This is a genomic window from Pseudomonas sp. FR229a (assembly GCF_030209115.1).
Classification (GTDB): Bacteria; Pseudomonadota; Gammaproteobacteria; order Pseudomonadales; family Pseudomonadaceae; genus Aquipseudomonas; species Aquipseudomonas moraviensis_A.
This window is the reverse complement of sequence record NZ_JARVSP010000008.1, coordinates 182,797-197,888: the sequence shown is the minus strand read 5'-3', so window position 1 is coordinate 197,888 and position 15,092 is coordinate 182,797. Positions and strand designations below refer to the sequence as shown.

General features: G+C 60.6%; 12 protein-coding genes and 1 pseudogene. 9 read left to right on the top strand and 4 right to left on the bottom strand.

The annotated features are described in order from the left end of the window. Window positions 1–138: 138 nt before the first annotated feature. The 4 genes from QRN33_RS07495 to QRN33_RS07480 all read left to right on the top strand — a co-directional run bounded on the left by QRN33_RS07495 (window position 139) and on the right by QRN33_RS07480 (window position 8,251). Window positions 139–1,134, top strand: coding sequence for an AraC family transcriptional regulator (locus QRN33_RS07495; protein ID WP_064365153.1), 996 nt, complete (start codon window positions 139–141; stop codon window positions 1,132–1,134). Between the two features lie 256 nt (window positions 1,135–1,390). Further along, window positions 1,391–2,416 (top strand): histone deacetylase family protein, encoded by a 1,026-nt coding sequence (locus tag QRN33_RS07490; RefSeq protein WP_285407820.1) that lies wholly within the window; start codon window positions 1,391–1,393, stop codon window positions 2,414–2,416. Beyond that, window positions 2,413–3,507: a polyamine ABC transporter substrate-binding protein gene (locus tag QRN33_RS07485; protein WP_064365155.1), complete on the top strand. Its 1,095-nt coding sequence runs from the start codon at window positions 2,413–2,415 to the stop codon at window positions 3,505–3,507. Before QRN33_RS07490 ends, QRN33_RS07485 begins: the two co-directional genes overlap by 4 nt. Window positions 3,508–3,646: 139 nt before the next feature. Next, the gene (locus QRN33_RS07480) at window positions 3,647–8,251 is read left to right on the top strand and encodes a dermonecrotic toxin domain-containing protein (RefSeq protein WP_285407817.1); all 4,605 of its coding nucleotides are present in this window, start codon (window positions 3,647–3,649) and stop codon (window positions 8,249–8,251) included. Here QRN33_RS07480 and pdxR read toward each other — a convergent pair. Then, the gene (gene pdxR / locus QRN33_RS07475; protein WP_285408133.1) at window positions 8,208–9,761 is read right to left on the bottom strand and encodes a MocR-like pyridoxine biosynthesis transcription factor PdxR; all 1,554 of its coding nucleotides are present in this window, start codon (window positions 9,759–9,761) and stop codon (window positions 8,208–8,210) included. The two genes, QRN33_RS07480 and pdxR, sit on opposite strands and share 44 nt — an antisense overlap. Window positions 9,762–9,854: 93 nt before the next feature. Here pdxR and QRN33_RS07470 point away from each other — a divergent pair, with 93 nt between their 5' ends. The 3 genes from QRN33_RS07470 to QRN33_RS07460 are packed head-to-tail and all read left to right on the top strand — an operon-like array spanning window position 9,855 to window position 11,619. Beyond that, window positions 9,855–10,478 carry an FMN-binding negative transcriptional regulator gene (locus QRN33_RS07470; RefSeq protein WP_285407815.1) on the top strand — a complete coding sequence of 208 codons (624 nt, stop codon included), beginning with the start codon at window positions 9,855–9,857 and terminating at the stop codon, window positions 10,476–10,478. 10 nt (window positions 10,479–10,488) lie between these two features. Then, entirely contained in the window at window positions 10,489–10,935 is a 447-nt protein-coding gene (locus tag QRN33_RS07465; protein WP_285407813.1) for a GNAT family N-acetyltransferase, read from the top strand. A 12-nt stretch (window positions 10,936–10,947) separates the two neighbouring features. Continuing rightward, complete coding sequence (locus QRN33_RS07460) at window positions 10,948–11,619, top strand: GNAT family N-acetyltransferase (protein ID WP_285407811.1); 672 nt, start codon at window positions 10,948–10,950, stop codon at window positions 11,617–11,619. A 120-nt stretch (window positions 11,620–11,739) separates the two neighbouring features. Here the strand turns inward: QRN33_RS07460 and QRN33_RS07455 are convergent, their stop codons facing one another. Then, window positions 11,740–12,642, bottom strand: a complete 903-nt coding sequence (locus QRN33_RS07455) for a homocysteine S-methyltransferase family protein (protein ID WP_285407809.1) — start codon at window positions 12,640–12,642, stop codon at window positions 11,740–11,742. A gap of 113 nt (window positions 12,643–12,755) precedes the next feature. Between QRN33_RS07455 and QRN33_RS07450 the strand changes: the two genes are divergently transcribed. Continuing rightward, complete coding sequence (locus QRN33_RS07450) at window positions 12,756–13,574, top strand: ABC transporter substrate-binding protein (RefSeq protein ID WP_258639769.1); 819 nt, start codon at window positions 12,756–12,758, stop codon at window positions 13,572–13,574. Further along, the gene (locus QRN33_RS07445) at window positions 13,571–14,407 is read left to right on the top strand and encodes an amino acid ABC transporter permease (protein WP_083353854.1); all 837 of its coding nucleotides are present in this window, start codon (window positions 13,571–13,573) and stop codon (window positions 14,405–14,407) included. Before QRN33_RS07450 ends, QRN33_RS07445 begins: the two co-directional genes overlap by 4 nt. Before the next feature lie 7 nt (window positions 14,408–14,414). Here the strand turns inward: QRN33_RS07445 and QRN33_RS07440 are convergent, their stop codons facing one another. Together QRN33_RS07440 and QRN33_RS07435 are read right to left on the bottom strand one after the other, a co-directional pair. After that, window positions 14,415–14,693, bottom strand: coding sequence for a helix-turn-helix domain-containing protein (locus tag QRN33_RS07440; protein ID WP_024014849.1), 279 nt, complete (start codon window positions 14,691–14,693; stop codon window positions 14,415–14,417). Beyond that, window positions 14,690–15,088 (bottom strand): annotated as a pseudogene (locus tag QRN33_RS07435) (HipA domain-containing protein); the annotation flags it as partial. The gene QRN33_RS07440 and the pseudogene QRN33_RS07435, both read right to left, overlap by 4 nt. Window positions 15,089–15,092 lie beyond the last annotated feature (4 nt).

The following is a 15,092-nucleotide window of genomic DNA, read 5'->3' as shown; positions in this document are numbered from 1 at the left end:
TAAAAATATAACTTACAACTTGCAAATCTCTCGTCAGTGATTGGAAGTTTAACTTCCAATATAATCTCGACATTACAAATTATCTTGAGCGGCACATAAATTGCTGGTGTATCCCCATCCATGATCGGGGAACTTCTTATGCTCCACTCCCACCTCACCACCCTCAACGCGGTCTCGCTGATCCTCAACACCTTCAAGGCCGAAGGCCTGTCGAGCGAGGCGTTGCTGGCTGGCAGCGGCATCGTTGCGGCGGATCTGCAGCGGGCCGACACGCGCATCACCACCCATCAGGAGATGCAGGTCTGCACCAACGCCGTCGCGCTCAAGCGTGACATCGGCCTTGAACTGGGCCGGCGCATGCACGTCTCCTGTTACGGCATGCTCGGTTACGCCCTGCTGACCTGTGCCACCTTCGGTGACGCTTTGCGGCTGGCGATCCGTTATCCGGCGCTGTTGGGAACGCTGTTCGAACTGAGCCTGGAAGACGATGGCGAGCAGGTATGGTTCGTCGCCGCCGACTATCGCGAGAGCCCGGCCATGGCGGTGTTCAACGCCGAATTTTGTCTGGTGTCGCTGAAAGTCATCTGCGACGACTTGCTCGGCCATGCGCTGCCACTGCGCGCTACGCGTTTCGAGCACGCCGCGCCCGATTACCGCGACAGTTATGCTGAACCTTTCAACTCGCCGCTGCAGTTCTCGGCCAAGGACAACGCCTTCGCCTTCGACCGCCACTGGCTGGATCAGCCGTTGCCGCTGGCCGACGCTATTACCCATCAGGCCATGGCCGAACGTTGCCGCAAGCAGAATCTGGAGTTCACCGGACGTCAGGCCTGGCTGGGGCGGATTCGTCAGCTGCTCAGCGCGCAATTGAATGCCGCGCCGGGACTCGAAGGGCTCGCGCAGCAGATGAAGTGTTCACCGCGCACCTTGCGCCGGCATCTGAAAGACATGGGCAGCAGCTATCAGGAACTGCTCGATGAATTGCGTTTCGAGCGGGCCAAGCAGATGTTGTGTGAGGATCAGTTGCCGATCTATCGGATCGCCGAGACGCTGGGCTTCAGTGAGACCGCCAGTTTCCGCCATGCCTTTGTGCGCTGGAGCGGCGTGGCGCCGAGTCAGTTCCGGCCGCATTGATCCTCCCTGTAGGAGTGAGCCTGCTCGCGATGGCTATTTATCATCCAACACATTCTTTGCCTGACGGACCGCTATCGCGAGCAGGCTCACTCCTACAAGGGTTCGTAATTCACCCTTGAGCCAGCGTTATCAAGGGGCGAATTGCGGTCAGAGGTTTTGGCCATTTCGATCCCCTTTTGGCCGCTCCCGACGTTCCCCGATTCACCTCGCCCCGCAACACTGAAGACCACCGAATCAGCCCTGCGGAGAACAACAAATGCTGACGATCTACTCAGACGATCACCACTTGCACCATGGCCGCTGTGAGCTCATCGATGGCCAGCTCAAGCCATGCTTCGAGATGCCCTCTCGTGCCGACCACGTACTGCAACGGGTGCAGAAGCAGAATCTCGGTGCCGTCGAAGCGCCGAAGGATTTCGGTCTGGAGCCGATCGCGCGCATTCACAGCCGTGACTATCTGGAATTTTTCAAAGGTGCGTGGGATCGCTGGACCGAGTTCAACACCGACGGCGACCTGCTGCCCTACACCTGGCCGGCGCGCACGCTGCGTGCGATCAAACCGACCAGCCTGCACGGCCAGCTCGGTTATTACAGTTTCGACGGTGGCGCACCGATCACCGCCGGCACCTGGCAAGCCGCCTACAGCGCAGCGCAGGTGGCCCTGACCGCGCAAGCGAAAATCCAGGGTGGCGCCCGCGCGGCCTTCGCGCTGTGCCGTCCGCCGGGCCATCACGCTGCCAGCGATTTGATGGGCGGTTATTGCTACCTCAACAACGCCGCCATCGCCGCGCAAGCGTTCCTCGATCAGGGTCACCGGAAAGTCGCGATCCTCGACGTCGATTACCACCACGGCAACGGCACCCAGTCGATTTTCTACGCGCGCAGCGACGTCCTGTTCACTTCGATCCACGGCCACCCGGAAGCGGAGTTTCCGTTCTTCCTCGGCTACGACGACGAGCGCGGCGAAGGTGCCGGTGAAGGGTTCAATTTCAATTATCCGCTGCCGGCCGGTTCCGGCTGGGACGTGTGGAGCGCGGCGCTGGATCGGGCCTGCGATGAAATCGACAATTATGGCGCAGACATCGTCGTCGTCTCCCTCGGCGTCGACACGTTCAAGGACGACCCGATCTCGCAGTTCAAACTCGACAGCCCGGATTACCTGGCCATGGGCAAACGCATTGCCGCCCTTGGCAAACCGACCCTGTTCGTCATGGAAGGTGGCTACGCCGTTGAAGAGATCGGCATCAACGCCGTGAACGTGCTGGAAGGTTTTGAACAATGAAAAAGCGACTGATCGCCTCGGCGCTGTGCGCGGCCATGCTGAGCGCCGGCGCCCACGCCGAAGAACGCACACTGCGCGTCTACAACTGGTTCGACTACATCACCCCCAAAGCGCTGGACGAGTTCAAGGCGCAGAACACCCAGACCAAACTGATCTACGACATCTTCGACACCAACGAAGCCCTTGAGGCCAAGTTGCTCACCGGCAATTCCGGCTACGACGTGGTAGTGCCGTCCAACGTCTTCCTCGCCAAACAGATCGAGGCCGGAGTATTCCAGCCGCTGGATCGCAGCAAGCTGCCGAACTGGAATCACCTTGATCCGAAACTGATGAAGCTGATCGAAGCCAACGATCCGGGAAACAAATTCGCCGTGCCTTACATGTACGGCACCATCCTCATCGGCTTCAATCCGGCCAGGATCAAGGCAGCGCTGGGCGACAACGCGCCAGTGGACAGTTGGGACCTGATCTTCAAGGAAGAGAACATCAGCAAGCTCAAGCAGTGCGGCGTCGCCCTGCTCGATTCACCGTCGGAGATTCTGCCGCTGGCCCTGCAACACCTGGGTCTGGACCCCAACAGCAAGAAACCGGCGGATTACGCCAAGGCCGAAGCGCTGCTGATGAAGATCCGCCCCTACGTGACCTACTTCCATTCCTCCAAATACATGGCCGACATCGCCAACGGCGACATCTGCGTGGCCGTCGGTTATTCCGGCAGCTTCTCGCAAGCGGCCAACCGCGCCAAAGAAGCGAAAAACGGTGTGGTGGTGGACATGCGCCTGCCAAAAGAAGGGGCGCCGATCTGGTTCGACATGCTCGCCATCCCCAAAGGCGCAAAGAACACTGAGGACGCCTACACCTTCATCAACTATCTGCTGCAACCTGCGGTGATCGCCCCGGTCAGCGATTTTGTCGGATATCCCAATCCGAACAAGGACGCCACCGGTCTGGTCGATCCGGCCATTCGCAACAACCCGAACCTGTACCCGACCGATGCGGCGATGAGCACGCTCTACACCTTGCAGCCGCTGCCTCGGGATGCCGAACGCGCACGAACGCGGGCGTGGACCAAAATCAAATCCGGAACCTGATCCCCGTACCGCCTCCAGGACCCGCGCACGCGGGTCTTTTTTTTGCCCGGCAGATCTATGTACCGCACGCGCGAACGTGGCGCCTTTTAACTTGCCCTGAACCGCCGGCATTCGGCGCCCGACAGAGCAGGAATCACTGATGCCCGAACTCCCCTCCCCCAGTACCGTCGATATCGTGACCCAACTGGTCACCGGCCCCTCACTCCATGAAGTCGCCACGAAAACGCTGGGCCCGGCACTCAAGACGCTGTACCCCAACCTTGAGATCGACCCGCAATTGGCCATGGTCGTAGAACCGACCTGGGAGATCGATGACGATCAAGTCTTCGCCGGTCGGCCCAACGTTGAATCGCTGACCGATGCGCTGGTACGCCTTGGCATGACCGGCAAAACCGTGACCTATCTGGACGGCGAGCATTATCTGACCCAGCAGCCTGCCTGGCCGGCCCCCGTGCAGTTGCCGGTGAAAATCGAGGCCATCGGTCTGCTGCTCAACGAGCTCGCACCGCTGTTGTTCATCGCCTACAAGGATCGGCACGTCATCTACTGGGATGAGTTCACCTACCCGGGACAGCCGCGCTGGCAGCAGTTGTCGCAAGCGTTGCGCAATTTATGGAGAGCCGATGCCAGCCATGGCTGGGATGCCGCTCAAACCGCCGTCGCCGAGGCGGTGTTCCGCCAGCCCGACAGGCAACAACGCATGAGCGCTGACACCTACGACACACGGGCCTGCCTGATCGACCTCGACCGGCAAGACACCGCACAGCCCGCCCACCTGGCCTTGCTCGATATGGCGGTGATCATTGGCACGGTTGCGGAACGTAGCGTGATTCTCACTCACGCGGTCACTCGCGGTTACCAGCACTTCGACTCGCTGCAAGCGCTTGGCGAGGATCTGCAGCAACGCTTCGGTGCTACTTGCGCAGATCCGCACCTCAGGTGGCGGCTGGTCGAACCGCAGGGCAATTTCTTCGATCATCAGGCCTGCACCTTGATTTCGCTCGAGGCCGACGCCCTGGGCGAAATCAATTTTTTTGCTGAAAGGCCGCTCAACCGCGTCTATCCGCACACCGGAACCCTGGGCAAAACGGCTGAACCGACGCCGCGCCTTGAGACACATTTCGAGCGACTGCGACCGATGCTGCCGCAGTGGCTGAACGATGCGCTGCCCGTCGATCAGGCACGCTATAGCCGGCATCTGCTGGATCTGACCACGTTTGCGCATGAACACGACGGCAAATCGTTCCAGAGCGAGGTCATCGACCTGCGCGCGTACACCCGCGACGCCTTGGTGCAACAGATGGCGAAGGACCAGCCGAGCGCCAAGGACATCAACCCCGATGACATTCTGATCACCATCACCAGCCTGGTGGTCTGGGGCACGTTCGTATTGCCCGGCAACACCAGCGTCCAGTCCCTGACGTTGCCGGAACTTGCCCTGCAGAATCTCGCCGGACTGCCACTGGGCAACAGGACCGTGAGCTATAAAAACGCCAGCGCAGTGCCTGCGTGGATGACCGTGGCCTACCTGGAAAAACTGGTCAGGACGGTGGATATCGGCAAGACCTATCCAGCGCACTTGAAGGCATGCCTGGTAGACGACACCGATCAGGCGTCGGCCTTGAAAGAGTTATACAAGAGCCAGCTACGCATCGAGCTGCCATTGCTGGCGTTGCAGCACAAGATCCAGGGCCGGGGCGGCCTTGATGAGTCGGGGTATCGCTACGTGGCAGCGGCGCTGGCGACGACCGGCGCAGAGCGCTACGTCGATGGCGAGGAAATCGTGATCCGCCCGCTGGCCTTTGTCGCGCACCGCAGCAGTTCCGTAAGCGACAGCGTCGTCAACATGTACGTCATCGGCCCGCGCGAAGCGAACAAGGGCCCCTGCCTGCTGTACCGTCCACTGTTCGAGATGCCGTTGATGCAATATCCCGGGCACGCCAACCTCCTCTACGCGATCGAGCATTCGCGACATTTACGCGATTCGGTGCTGGCGTGGTTGCCCGATGACGTACGTTTCAATTACAGCCAGTTTGTCTTTACCGCCAGGCTGCCGTCGGTGTGGACAATTCCACAGATGCTGGTCAATCCGACGACGGCACTCGACATGTCGGGCCCCGTCGCGCTGGGTACCCAAGTGCTGACCGGCGACGTGCTGGAGACCCTTCATGACCGCAACGTACAGGCCCTGCTGACCCAGGCCGACCGGCAATCGGTGTCCAACGCCGAGGCACGCTGGGCCACCCTGAAACAGGGCGGCTGGCTGATGTTCAATGCCGCTCTGCCGTTTCTGGGGCGCAGCGTCGGCACGGCGGCGTGGATCTGGCAAATCATGGACGATCTGCAAGAAGTCACCGACGTTGCCAATCAGCAGTCGGGCAAGATCGCGTGGACGGCAATTGCCGACATCCTTCTGGCCCTGGGCATGGTCCTTGCGCATCGCGCGGCAGTCGGCGAGGCACCAGCACATGAATCGTTGGCGCAGCCAGAAAAACAAACAACGTCCCTCAACCCGGCCGTAAAAGTACCCAAGGCGCTGCAATTGCCCGATGTCATCGGCGCTGAAATGACCGGCGTACACGCGACCACCATCGATATCGTCACCGCACTGAAACGCTCGCCGCAGGCACTGGCCAAGGTTCTCGACAGCTTCAAGCTCGACCGACCGAAAGATCTTGGCGCCGCTGCCAGCGACGGCGCGCACCGGGGCCTGCGCCCTCACCGCGACACCTGGTACGTGCAGGTCGGCGAGCGCTGGTTCGAGGTGATGCGCAACGAACACGATAAAGTGCAGATTATCGACTCGCGCCAGCAACCACGCCGCTTCGGTCCGACACTGGCCTATTCCGTCAGGGGCGAGTGGGTGATCGATATGCGCCTGCGTCTGCGCGGCGGGGGCCTGGACTCGGCCCTGCAAAAATCCCGTGGCAGCAGGCAGACCGTCGCCAAAGCGTTGACCGAAAAAATCACCGCTTTCGATAACACCATGCATGCCAAGGAGCTACGTCTGAACGCGGACCGTGATGCCCTGAGCGATGCTTTGCCGCAGGCGCAGTCACAGGCGCGCACTCAGTACCTCGCCACACTCGACGCCCAGTACAAGGAGTACGCAGCGAACATTCAGCAGATCAGAGAGTTGAATCTCAATCAGACCATTCCCAATTACCGCACCGTCATGACCGAGCGCCTGCAAATGCAATTGTTTCTGGGCCAGGAGTGGCTCAACGAGCATTCCTCCCACTTTCAACAAAGTGTCGAGGCCATGCAGACAATGATCGCGGATGGGCGCACCGTCGAGCCTGAAGCATTCAGCCAGGCGGCGGTCAGCCTGAATGACACCACTCAGAGCATCATCGAGAAAATCGAGGCGGCACACGTCTGCTTCGAAGAAATGAAGCTGTTGGGAAAAGACGCCGTGGAAGCCATGCGTGTGTATCGGGACGCTTTGCCGGATTACCGGTTGAACGACCTCAAAGTGCTGCAAATCAGCCTCGCCGAGAGAATATGTATCAAGCCGGGCGACACCACGGACCATGCCAGCGCTCAACAGGCACTGGCCGATCTCATCGAAGACGCTGCGCTGAATATCCAGAGCTCGCTGGACTTGAGCGCCGATGAAAGCCTGGGCGATTTGCGTGGACGCATCGATGCCTTGAGCAACGTTGCCCAGCAGTTCGATTCAGTGAACAAACGCTTCAGCGATCTGGCCAGCGAATATTCCGACCAGCTCCACACAGACCGACTCAAACATGTACAAGCGCGGGTGATTGCCTTCAAGGCCGCCGCCGACAATCGCCTCGCCGACCTGTTGCGCTACCGGCATCTGCTGGTGCCGCAGGCTGGTCCGTCAACGCCATCCGCGTCTGCCTCGAATCGACAGATCATCCACACACGATCAAGGGGCACCGTGGTCGGCGAACGCAAGAAAAGCGTCGGCGATGACACTACCGAAACGATGGAAGTGCGCACCCATCTTACGGGCGTCATTGCCACATTCCACGAAGAGTCGCCCGGTGTCTGGGTCGAACAGCGTACGCCGCCGGCGCCGGCGCCAACCTCTCCCGTCGACTTGAAAAACAGTGTGCGCGAGGGCCAGGCACTGATCGATGGCCTGGCGGCATTTCATCGGCGCATCGAGGCGCGCCTCAAACGCGGCGCGCGGATCCCGGTGGAGGTCGAGGAGGAATACCACCAGCATGCCGCACTCTTGCGCAAGGCCATTGCGGCGATCGACGAAGCACTGACCGCCAGGAACCTCACCGCGGGCCCGCATGAACCCTCCGAAACGCTCAGCCACGCGCTCGACAAAGCAGCGAAAACCCTGGAAGAAAAAGGCACCAGCACGCGCATTCGCCTGGTCAAACAGCAATTACCCACGGCGGCGGGCATGCAATGGCTCAAGGAAAAGGGAGAAATAACCATCGACAAAACCGTGACCCGGCGGCCGATCAGACGCCGTCAGCATGATTTCCTCGACGAGTACCGGATTCGTGATGCCCATAATGACAAGGTCCTGTGCTATGCCCATTTTCACTACAGCAGCGCCGAGGCGCATGATCCATCGTTCGTTCGCGGGCACATGAAAACCGTCGCCCAACAGCGAATGGGCGGCGCCTACGAGCCCAGCCAGCCAAGCAACCAGCAACTGATTGAAATCCATCGCAGCGAAATTTCCAGTCGCTCGGCCGAGGCGTTGTTCTTCAACCTACCCAAGCCTGGCGCAAGCGCGCCAGTGCCGCTGTGATCGCAGCCTCCGGCACCGCGGCAAAACCCAGCACCAGGCCGGCGCGCCGGGCCATGGGTGTGGTTGAGTCCGGCAACCAGTAAGTGCTCAGGCCGTTGATCTCGACATCGGCATCAGCGGCCTGAGCGATCAACTGTTGCTCGCGCTCCACGCTGTCCACAGCGACCGTCAGGTGCAGCCCGGCGGACACGGCGGGCAATTGACCGACACCGGCGATTGCTGTCGGCCAACCTTCGAGCAAGCAATTGCGCCGGCTCAGCGCAGCCCGGCGCATCCGGCGGATATGCCGCTGAAAATGCCCGGCAGCCATGAACTCGGCCATCACCGCCTGGGTGCTGACTTCCGAATGCCGCACGTCGACAGCACGGCGTTGCGAGAACACCTCGACCAGTGCTGGCGGCAGCACCAGATAACCGAGGCGCAACGCCGGAAAGGCGACTTTGCCGAACGTGCCGACGTAGAGCACACGACCCTGACGATCAAGTGCGGCCAACGGCGCCAGCGGCGCGCCGGTGTATCGATATTCGCCGTCATAGTCATCCTCGACGATCCAGCCACCGACGCGCTCGGCCCAGGCGAGCAACTCCAGACGCCGGGCCAGACTCATCACCACGCCGGTCGGGTACTGATGAGACGGCGTGACGTAGGCCACGCGGCAGTCGCTGAGCTGAGCCATGGCGCTGCAATCGATGCCCTCGCCGTCTACCGCCACGCCGTGCAACTTCGCCCCCGCTACGGCGAAGGCATGCCCGGCGGCGCGATAGCCCGGATTCTCTATCGCCACCCCGTCGCCCGGCTCGACCAGCAGCTGTGCACAAAGGCTTATGCCCTGCTGCGCGCCACTGGTGATCACAATTTGCTCAGCCGAGCACTGCATGCCCCGCGAGCTGCGCAGATAAGCAGCGATCATTGCGCGCAGCCGCGGATCACCGGAAGGGTCGCCATAACACAGTTGCTGCAGATCCGGTTTGCGCCAGAAAGCCGCATTCAGCTTGGCCCACACCTCGAAAGGGAACAGATCGAACGCTGGAACGCCCACCCGAAAAGCCCGCGGCGGACCGCTCGGTGGTCGGGGCAAATGATGCTTTTCGATACGGGAAAATCCACCGCTGTGGATAACTTTGCTGGATGGATTCACAGGTAAATCCAGCCAATTTGTGGATAAGGCTGTGGGTAAGCCTGTTGACAAGCCTGTGGATGGATTTGTGGATAGTTTTTTCTTCGAGGTGGAACCCTGGGCCAATTGCGCGACATAGGTGCCGTCGCCCACGCGTCCTTCGATAAAGCCCTCCGCATACAACTGATCGTAGGCGCGCACCACGCTGTTGCGGGATATTCCCAGAGCCGAGGCCAGGTCGCGGCTGGCCGGCAATCGCGTGCCACTAGCAAGACGTCCATCAAGCACCCGCAGGCGCAAAGACTGATAGAGCTGGCGGCTCAGGCCTTGGCGGCGATCAAGCTCGATACCGGCCGGGTTGAAGGGCATCGACAAGGGTGGCAGATCGGGCATGGCGAATGGACCTATGAAATGGCTCATCAATGGCTCTTACAACAGACCAATAGCCTGCCTAGGATGCAGGCATTCGCCAAGGAAAATCTGTCCATGTACACACCACGCGCCTTTGCCATCCAAGACTTGTCCCAACTGCACGAACTGATCCTTGCCACGCGCCTGGCCATTCTGGTCAGCCACGGTGAGAGCGGACTGCAAGCCAGCCATGTGCCAGTGCTGCTGCATCGCGAACAGGGCGAATACGGCACGCTCTACGGTCATCTGGCCAAAGCCAACCCGCAGTGGAAAGACCTGCGCGACGGCGCCGAAGCGATGCTGATCTTCGCCGGCCCAGACGCCTACGTGAGTCCAGGCTTCTATCCGAGCAAAGCCGAACACGGCAAAGTCGTGCCGACCTGGAACTACATCGCCGTACACGCCTACGGTCATGCCGAGACCTTCAGCGATGGCGGGCGGCTGCTCGACATCGTCAGCACCCTGACCGACCGTCACGAAGCGGGCCGCGCCCAGCCTTGGTCGGTGGAAGATGCGCCGGCCGATTACATCGACGGCATGCTCAAGGCCATTGTCGGTTTTGCCATTCCCATCGATCGCCTCGAAGGCAAGCGTAAGCTCAGCCAGAACCGCAGCGCCGAAGACATTGCCGGGGTGCGCGAAGGCCTCGCCGCAAGCCCCGACGCCAACGACCAGACCCTCGCTCGCTTGATGCGCTAAGGAAACCCGCATGACCCAGATCGATATTCGCCCGGTCAGCGCCAATGACCACGCCGCCTGGCTGCCGCTGTGGCAGGCCTACCTGCGCTTTTACAACACCGAGCTGCCGGACACCGTGACCCAAAGCACCTGGCAGCGCTTTCTCGACCCGAACGAACCGACCCACGCGGCCATCGCCTGGGCTGATGGCAAAGCGTTGGGCATGGTGCATTACATCTATCATCGCTCGAACTGGAGCATCGAAAACTCCTGCTACCTGCAGGATCTGTTGGTCGTGCCGGAGTCGCGGGGCACGGGTGTCGGTCGCCTGTTGATCGAACATGTCTACGCTACCGCCAAGGCCGATGGCTGCTGCAAAGTCCACTGGCTGACCCACGAAACCAACGCCACCGCGATCCAGCTCTACGAGCGCATCGCCGACCGCCCGGGTTTCATCCAGTTTCGTAAAGCACTTTAAGGAGACGCGCACATGACCGCTTCACTCGCTGACTGGAAAGGCGTCCCCGCCCCCTCCGCCACCTTGCTCGAAGGCCGCTTCATTCGCCTGGAGAAACTCGACCCGGCACGGCATGCCGAGCAACTCTACGCTGCTCTGGAAGGGCCGGGCGCCGATCCGAAACTCTGGGATTATCTGCCTTACGGGCCGTTTCGCGAGCGCAGCGCGTTCAACGACTGGTTGAACAACCATGCGTCCAACAGCGACCCGTATTTCTTCAGCGTCATCGACCGCGCGACTGATCAGGTCCAGGGCATCCTCAGCCTGATGTCGATCGTCCCGGCCCAAGGTCGTATTGAAATCGGTCACGTCACCTTCGGCGCACCCATGCAGCGCTCGCCGAAAAGCACCGAGGCGGTGTACCTGCTGGCCAAGTACTCGTTCGAGCTGGGTTACCGGCGCCTGGAATGGAAGTGCAACAACGGCAACGCCCGCTCCAAATACGCGGCCGAGCGTTTGGGCTTCAGCTTCGAAGGAGTGTTCCGCCAGCACATGGTGGTCAAGGGACAGAACCGCGATACCGCGTGGTATTCGATTCTGGATGCGGAATGGGCGGCGATTGGCACCGGGTTCGAGCGCTGGTTGAGCGATGAAAACCAGACGCCGGGTGGCCAAGTGAAAGGCTTGGCCGAGTGCCGTAGCTGAATTTCTCAAATACCCTGTGGGAGCGAGCCTGCCCGCGAAGGCGGTATGTCAGTCACTGCAAATGTTGACTGACTGACCGCTTTCGCGAGCAGGCTCGCTCCACAATTGGCGGGGTCAGGCTTATCGACGCAGTTCCTGCTCCAGCACCGCAATATGCTCCGGCCCGATCCCGCAGCAGCCGCCCAAATGAGTGGCGCCGCGCTGTTGCCAATCCAGCGCCCAGTGCAGATACCCCGGCGGATCAAGATCGTCACGCAGCGGGTCGAGTCCGTCGTTGGCCGTGGCTTCCTTCGGTTGCGGAGGAAACGCATTGGCGTACGCGCCGATGTTGATGTTCACGCCGAGACGCTCGAACGTTGCGCGCGCCGCGTCGATGGCCGCGCCAATCACTTCAGGCTGGCTGCAGTTGAACAGCAACGTTTCGACGCCGAGCTCAGCCGCCGCCGCAGCCGCTTCGGCAACGGGCTCACCGGAGCGCAGGCGCGGCACTTCATCGGTGTCTTCATCCTTGAGGGTGAATGACAGCCAGAACGGTTTGCCATCCTTCGGCAGCCCGGCGTGAATGGCGCGCGCCTCGACGATCGAGCTTTGCGTTTCTGCCAGCCACAGGTCGACATATGGGGCCAGACCGTTAACCAAAGGCGTCAACAGTTCGGTCACGCGACCAGCCTCGAACAGATCCGGACGGTACGAACCAAACAGCGGCGGCAATGAACCGGCCACCCGTACGGCTTTGCCCGAAGCCTGCACTGCACGTTGCGCCAACTCCCCCGCCAGTGCCGCAAGCGCCTGACCTTCAGCGACAAAGCGCTCTTCACCAATGTGAAACGGTACCACTGCGTAACTGTTGCTGGTGATCACATTGGCGCCGCTATTGATGTAAGCGGCATGCACCGCCTCGACCGCTTGCGGCGCTTCGCTCAGCGCCAGCGCCGACCACTCGGGCTGGCGAAATGGCGCGCCGGCGCGTTGCAACTCACGGCCCATGCCGCCATCGAGAATGACCGTTCCTGCTGCGCTCATATGCGTTTCACTCATATGCTTATGAAAATAACTCACTATCGGAGCCGTTCTTATAACTATTTAATACGCACCACTCGGTTAATAACAACCTCTTTTTTCAACAGGAAGCGACTGTGAAATTCCAACCGCTATTGGCCCTGGGCCTGACCGTTCTGGCCTCCACCCAAGCCTTCGGCGGCGCGACGCTGGACCGTGTCGAGCAGAAAAAAGAACTGGTTGGCGTGCTGATGGAGAGTTACCCGCCCTTCTCGTTCCTCAATGAACAGAATCAACTCGACGGTTTCGATGTCGACGTTGCCAAAGCGGTGGCGGATAAGCTCGGCGTCAGACTTCGTCTGGAAACGCCGTCTTGGGACGTGATCGCCGCCGGCCGCTGGAGCGGGCGCTACGACATTTGCATCTGCTCGATGACCCCGAGCAAGGCCCGCGCCGAAGTGTTCGACTTCCCGGTCGAGTACTACGCCTCGCCAGCAGTGATCGTGGTCAATGCCAAGGACGATCGCATCCACAGCGCCAAGGACCTGAGCGGCAAGAAAGTCGGTCTGACCAGCGCCTCCAGCTATGAAAGTTATCTGAACAAGAATCTGGTCATCGAAGGCGCCGAGGATACACAGCTGCAGTATCCGTTCGAGGATGTGCAGATCGCTCCGTACGACACCGACAACGTCGCCTTTCAGGATCTGGGTCTCGGCGCCGGCGTGCGCCTGGATGCTATCCTCACCAATCTGGTCACCGCACAACCGCGCTTGAACCAGGACCAGCGCTTCAAACTGGCCGGCGAACCGCTGTACTCGGAGCCGAACTCGGTGGCCATCGAAAAGGGTGACCCGCAGTGGGACGCCAGGGTGCGCGAGGTGTTCGCCCAGCTGAAACAGGACGGCACCCTGAGCAAGCTGTCGCAGAAATGGATCGGCGCCGACATCAGCCAATGAGTTCTTTTCCAACCCCGCCACAGCCACCGCAACCGGTGGCTGAAACCCGCCTGCAAAAGCTTTTCGGGTTCCGTACGCGCCTGTACCTGACGTGGGCTGCGCTGTTCTGTCTGTTTGCCGGATTTTTCCTCAGTTTCGACCTGAAGTTCGCGATCATCCTCGACAAGCTGCCCAACCTCGTTGGCCTGAAGCTGGCGCCGAACGGCTTCCTGCAGGGCGCAGCGCTGACGCTGTTCCTCTGCGCCTGCTCGATCATCGCCTCATCGCTGCTCGGTTTCATCACCGCGCTGGCGCGCCTGTCCAACAGCGCCGTGGCGTTTGGCATTGCCAGTTTCTACACCTCGTTCTTCCGTGGCACGCCGTTGCTGATCCAGATCCTGCTGATCTACCTCGGTCTGCCGCAACTGGGCATCGTCCCCGGCGCCATCGTCGCCGGCATCATTGCCCTGTCGCTGAACTACGGCGCCTACCTGAGCGAAATCTTCCGCGCCGGGATCCTCGGCGTCGATCACGGACAACGCGAAGCATCCCTGGCGCTGGGCCTGCGCGAAAGCGTGATCTTCTGGCGCATCACCCTGCCCCAGGCCATGCGCACGATCATCCCGCCGACCACCAATCAGTTCATCTCGATGCTCAAGGACTCGTCGCTGATCTCGGTGATGGGCGTCTGGGAAGTGATGTTTCTCGCCCAGTCCTACGGCCGCTCAAGCTATCGCTACATCGAAATGCTCACCACGGCGGCGATCATCTACTGGCTGATGTCGATCGGGCTGGAGCTGATTCAGGCACGGATGGAGCGGCATTACGGCAAGGCGTATGTGCGGCGTGGCTGAAGCTTATTCAAACGGTGTCCCGGCGTATTCGCACAACACCCATTTTCATGCCGAATGGGCGGAACACCGCGTTCAGCGACTTCAATGTCTGGTTGCCTTCGCCATGTTCGATATGCACCAGCGTGCGCACTGAAATCTTGCACATTTTCGCAAACTGGGTCTGATGCAGACCGGTGACTTCGACCCGTAAACGGCGCACGGCGTCACCGATTTCCAGAGTGCCTTCGGCCAGTGATTGCTGAATGCTTTCGATGAGCGCCGTGCGCTCGAGGACGGTCAGACTCATTGCAGGTCCCACTCTTTCAAACGTTGCTCGAGGTTTTTCAGGTGAACGCTCGGGTGATTCATGGTTCTGGCGGGCAAACCGCTGGCCGCAAGAATATCCGGCAGTGCGGCCAGACGGCGGGCATCCGCGCGCAGGCCTTCGAACAGCGCAGAGGCATCCAGCCCCGCCAACGAATCGTGCGGATCTGCGCTATCGGCCAATACGCGGCAGACACCTCGCCAATCGACATCGCCCGCCCGCTCCAACTCTTTTGGCCATTTGGTCGTACGCGTCACGCCTTCGTCATCCATGACCATCGGGGCGAGGTCATAAATAGGCGCGAGTTGGAAAGCGTTCTCTTGCCGGATGATCGCCGTGTTACGACCGTGGTTATCGGAGTTTCCGAGGATTTTATTGCTA

Bases quoted from the DNA above. Each gene is read 5' to 3' on its own strand.
- QRN33_RS07495 (WP_064365153.1), top strand. From the start codon at position 139: ATGCTCCACTCCCACCTCACCACCCTCAACGCGGTCTCGCTGATCCTC.
- QRN33_RS07490 (WP_285407820.1), top strand. From the start codon at position 1,391: ATGCTGACGATCTACTCAGACGATCACCACTTGCACCATGGCCGCTGT.
- QRN33_RS07485 (WP_064365155.1), top strand. From the start codon at position 2,413: ATGAAAAAGCGACTGATCGCCTCGGCGCTGTGCGCGGCCATGCTGAGC.
- QRN33_RS07480 (WP_285407817.1), top strand. From the start codon at position 3,647: ATGCCCGAACTCCCCTCCCCCAGTACCGTCGATATCGTGACCCAACTG.
- pdxR (WP_285408133.1), bottom strand. From the start codon at position 9,761: ATGCCCGATCTGCCACCCTTGTCGATGCCCTTCAACCCGGCCGGTATC.
- QRN33_RS07470 (WP_285407815.1), top strand. From the start codon at position 9,855: ATGTACACACCACGCGCCTTTGCCATCCAAGACTTGTCCCAACTGCAC.
- QRN33_RS07465 (WP_285407813.1), top strand. From the start codon at position 10,489: ATGACCCAGATCGATATTCGCCCGGTCAGCGCCAATGACCACGCCGCC.
- QRN33_RS07460 (WP_285407811.1), top strand. From the start codon at position 10,948: ATGACCGCTTCACTCGCTGACTGGAAAGGCGTCCCCGCCCCCTCCGCC.
- QRN33_RS07455 (WP_285407809.1), bottom strand. From the start codon at position 12,642: ATGAGCGCAGCAGGAACGGTCATTCTCGATGGCGGCATGGGCCGTGAG.
- QRN33_RS07445 (WP_083353854.1), top strand. From the start codon at position 13,571: ATGAGTTCTTTTCCAACCCCGCCACAGCCACCGCAACCGGTGGCTGAA.
- QRN33_RS07440 (WP_024014849.1), bottom strand. From the start codon at position 14,693: ATGAGTCTGACCGTCCTCGAGCGCACGGCGCTCATCGAAAGCATTCAG.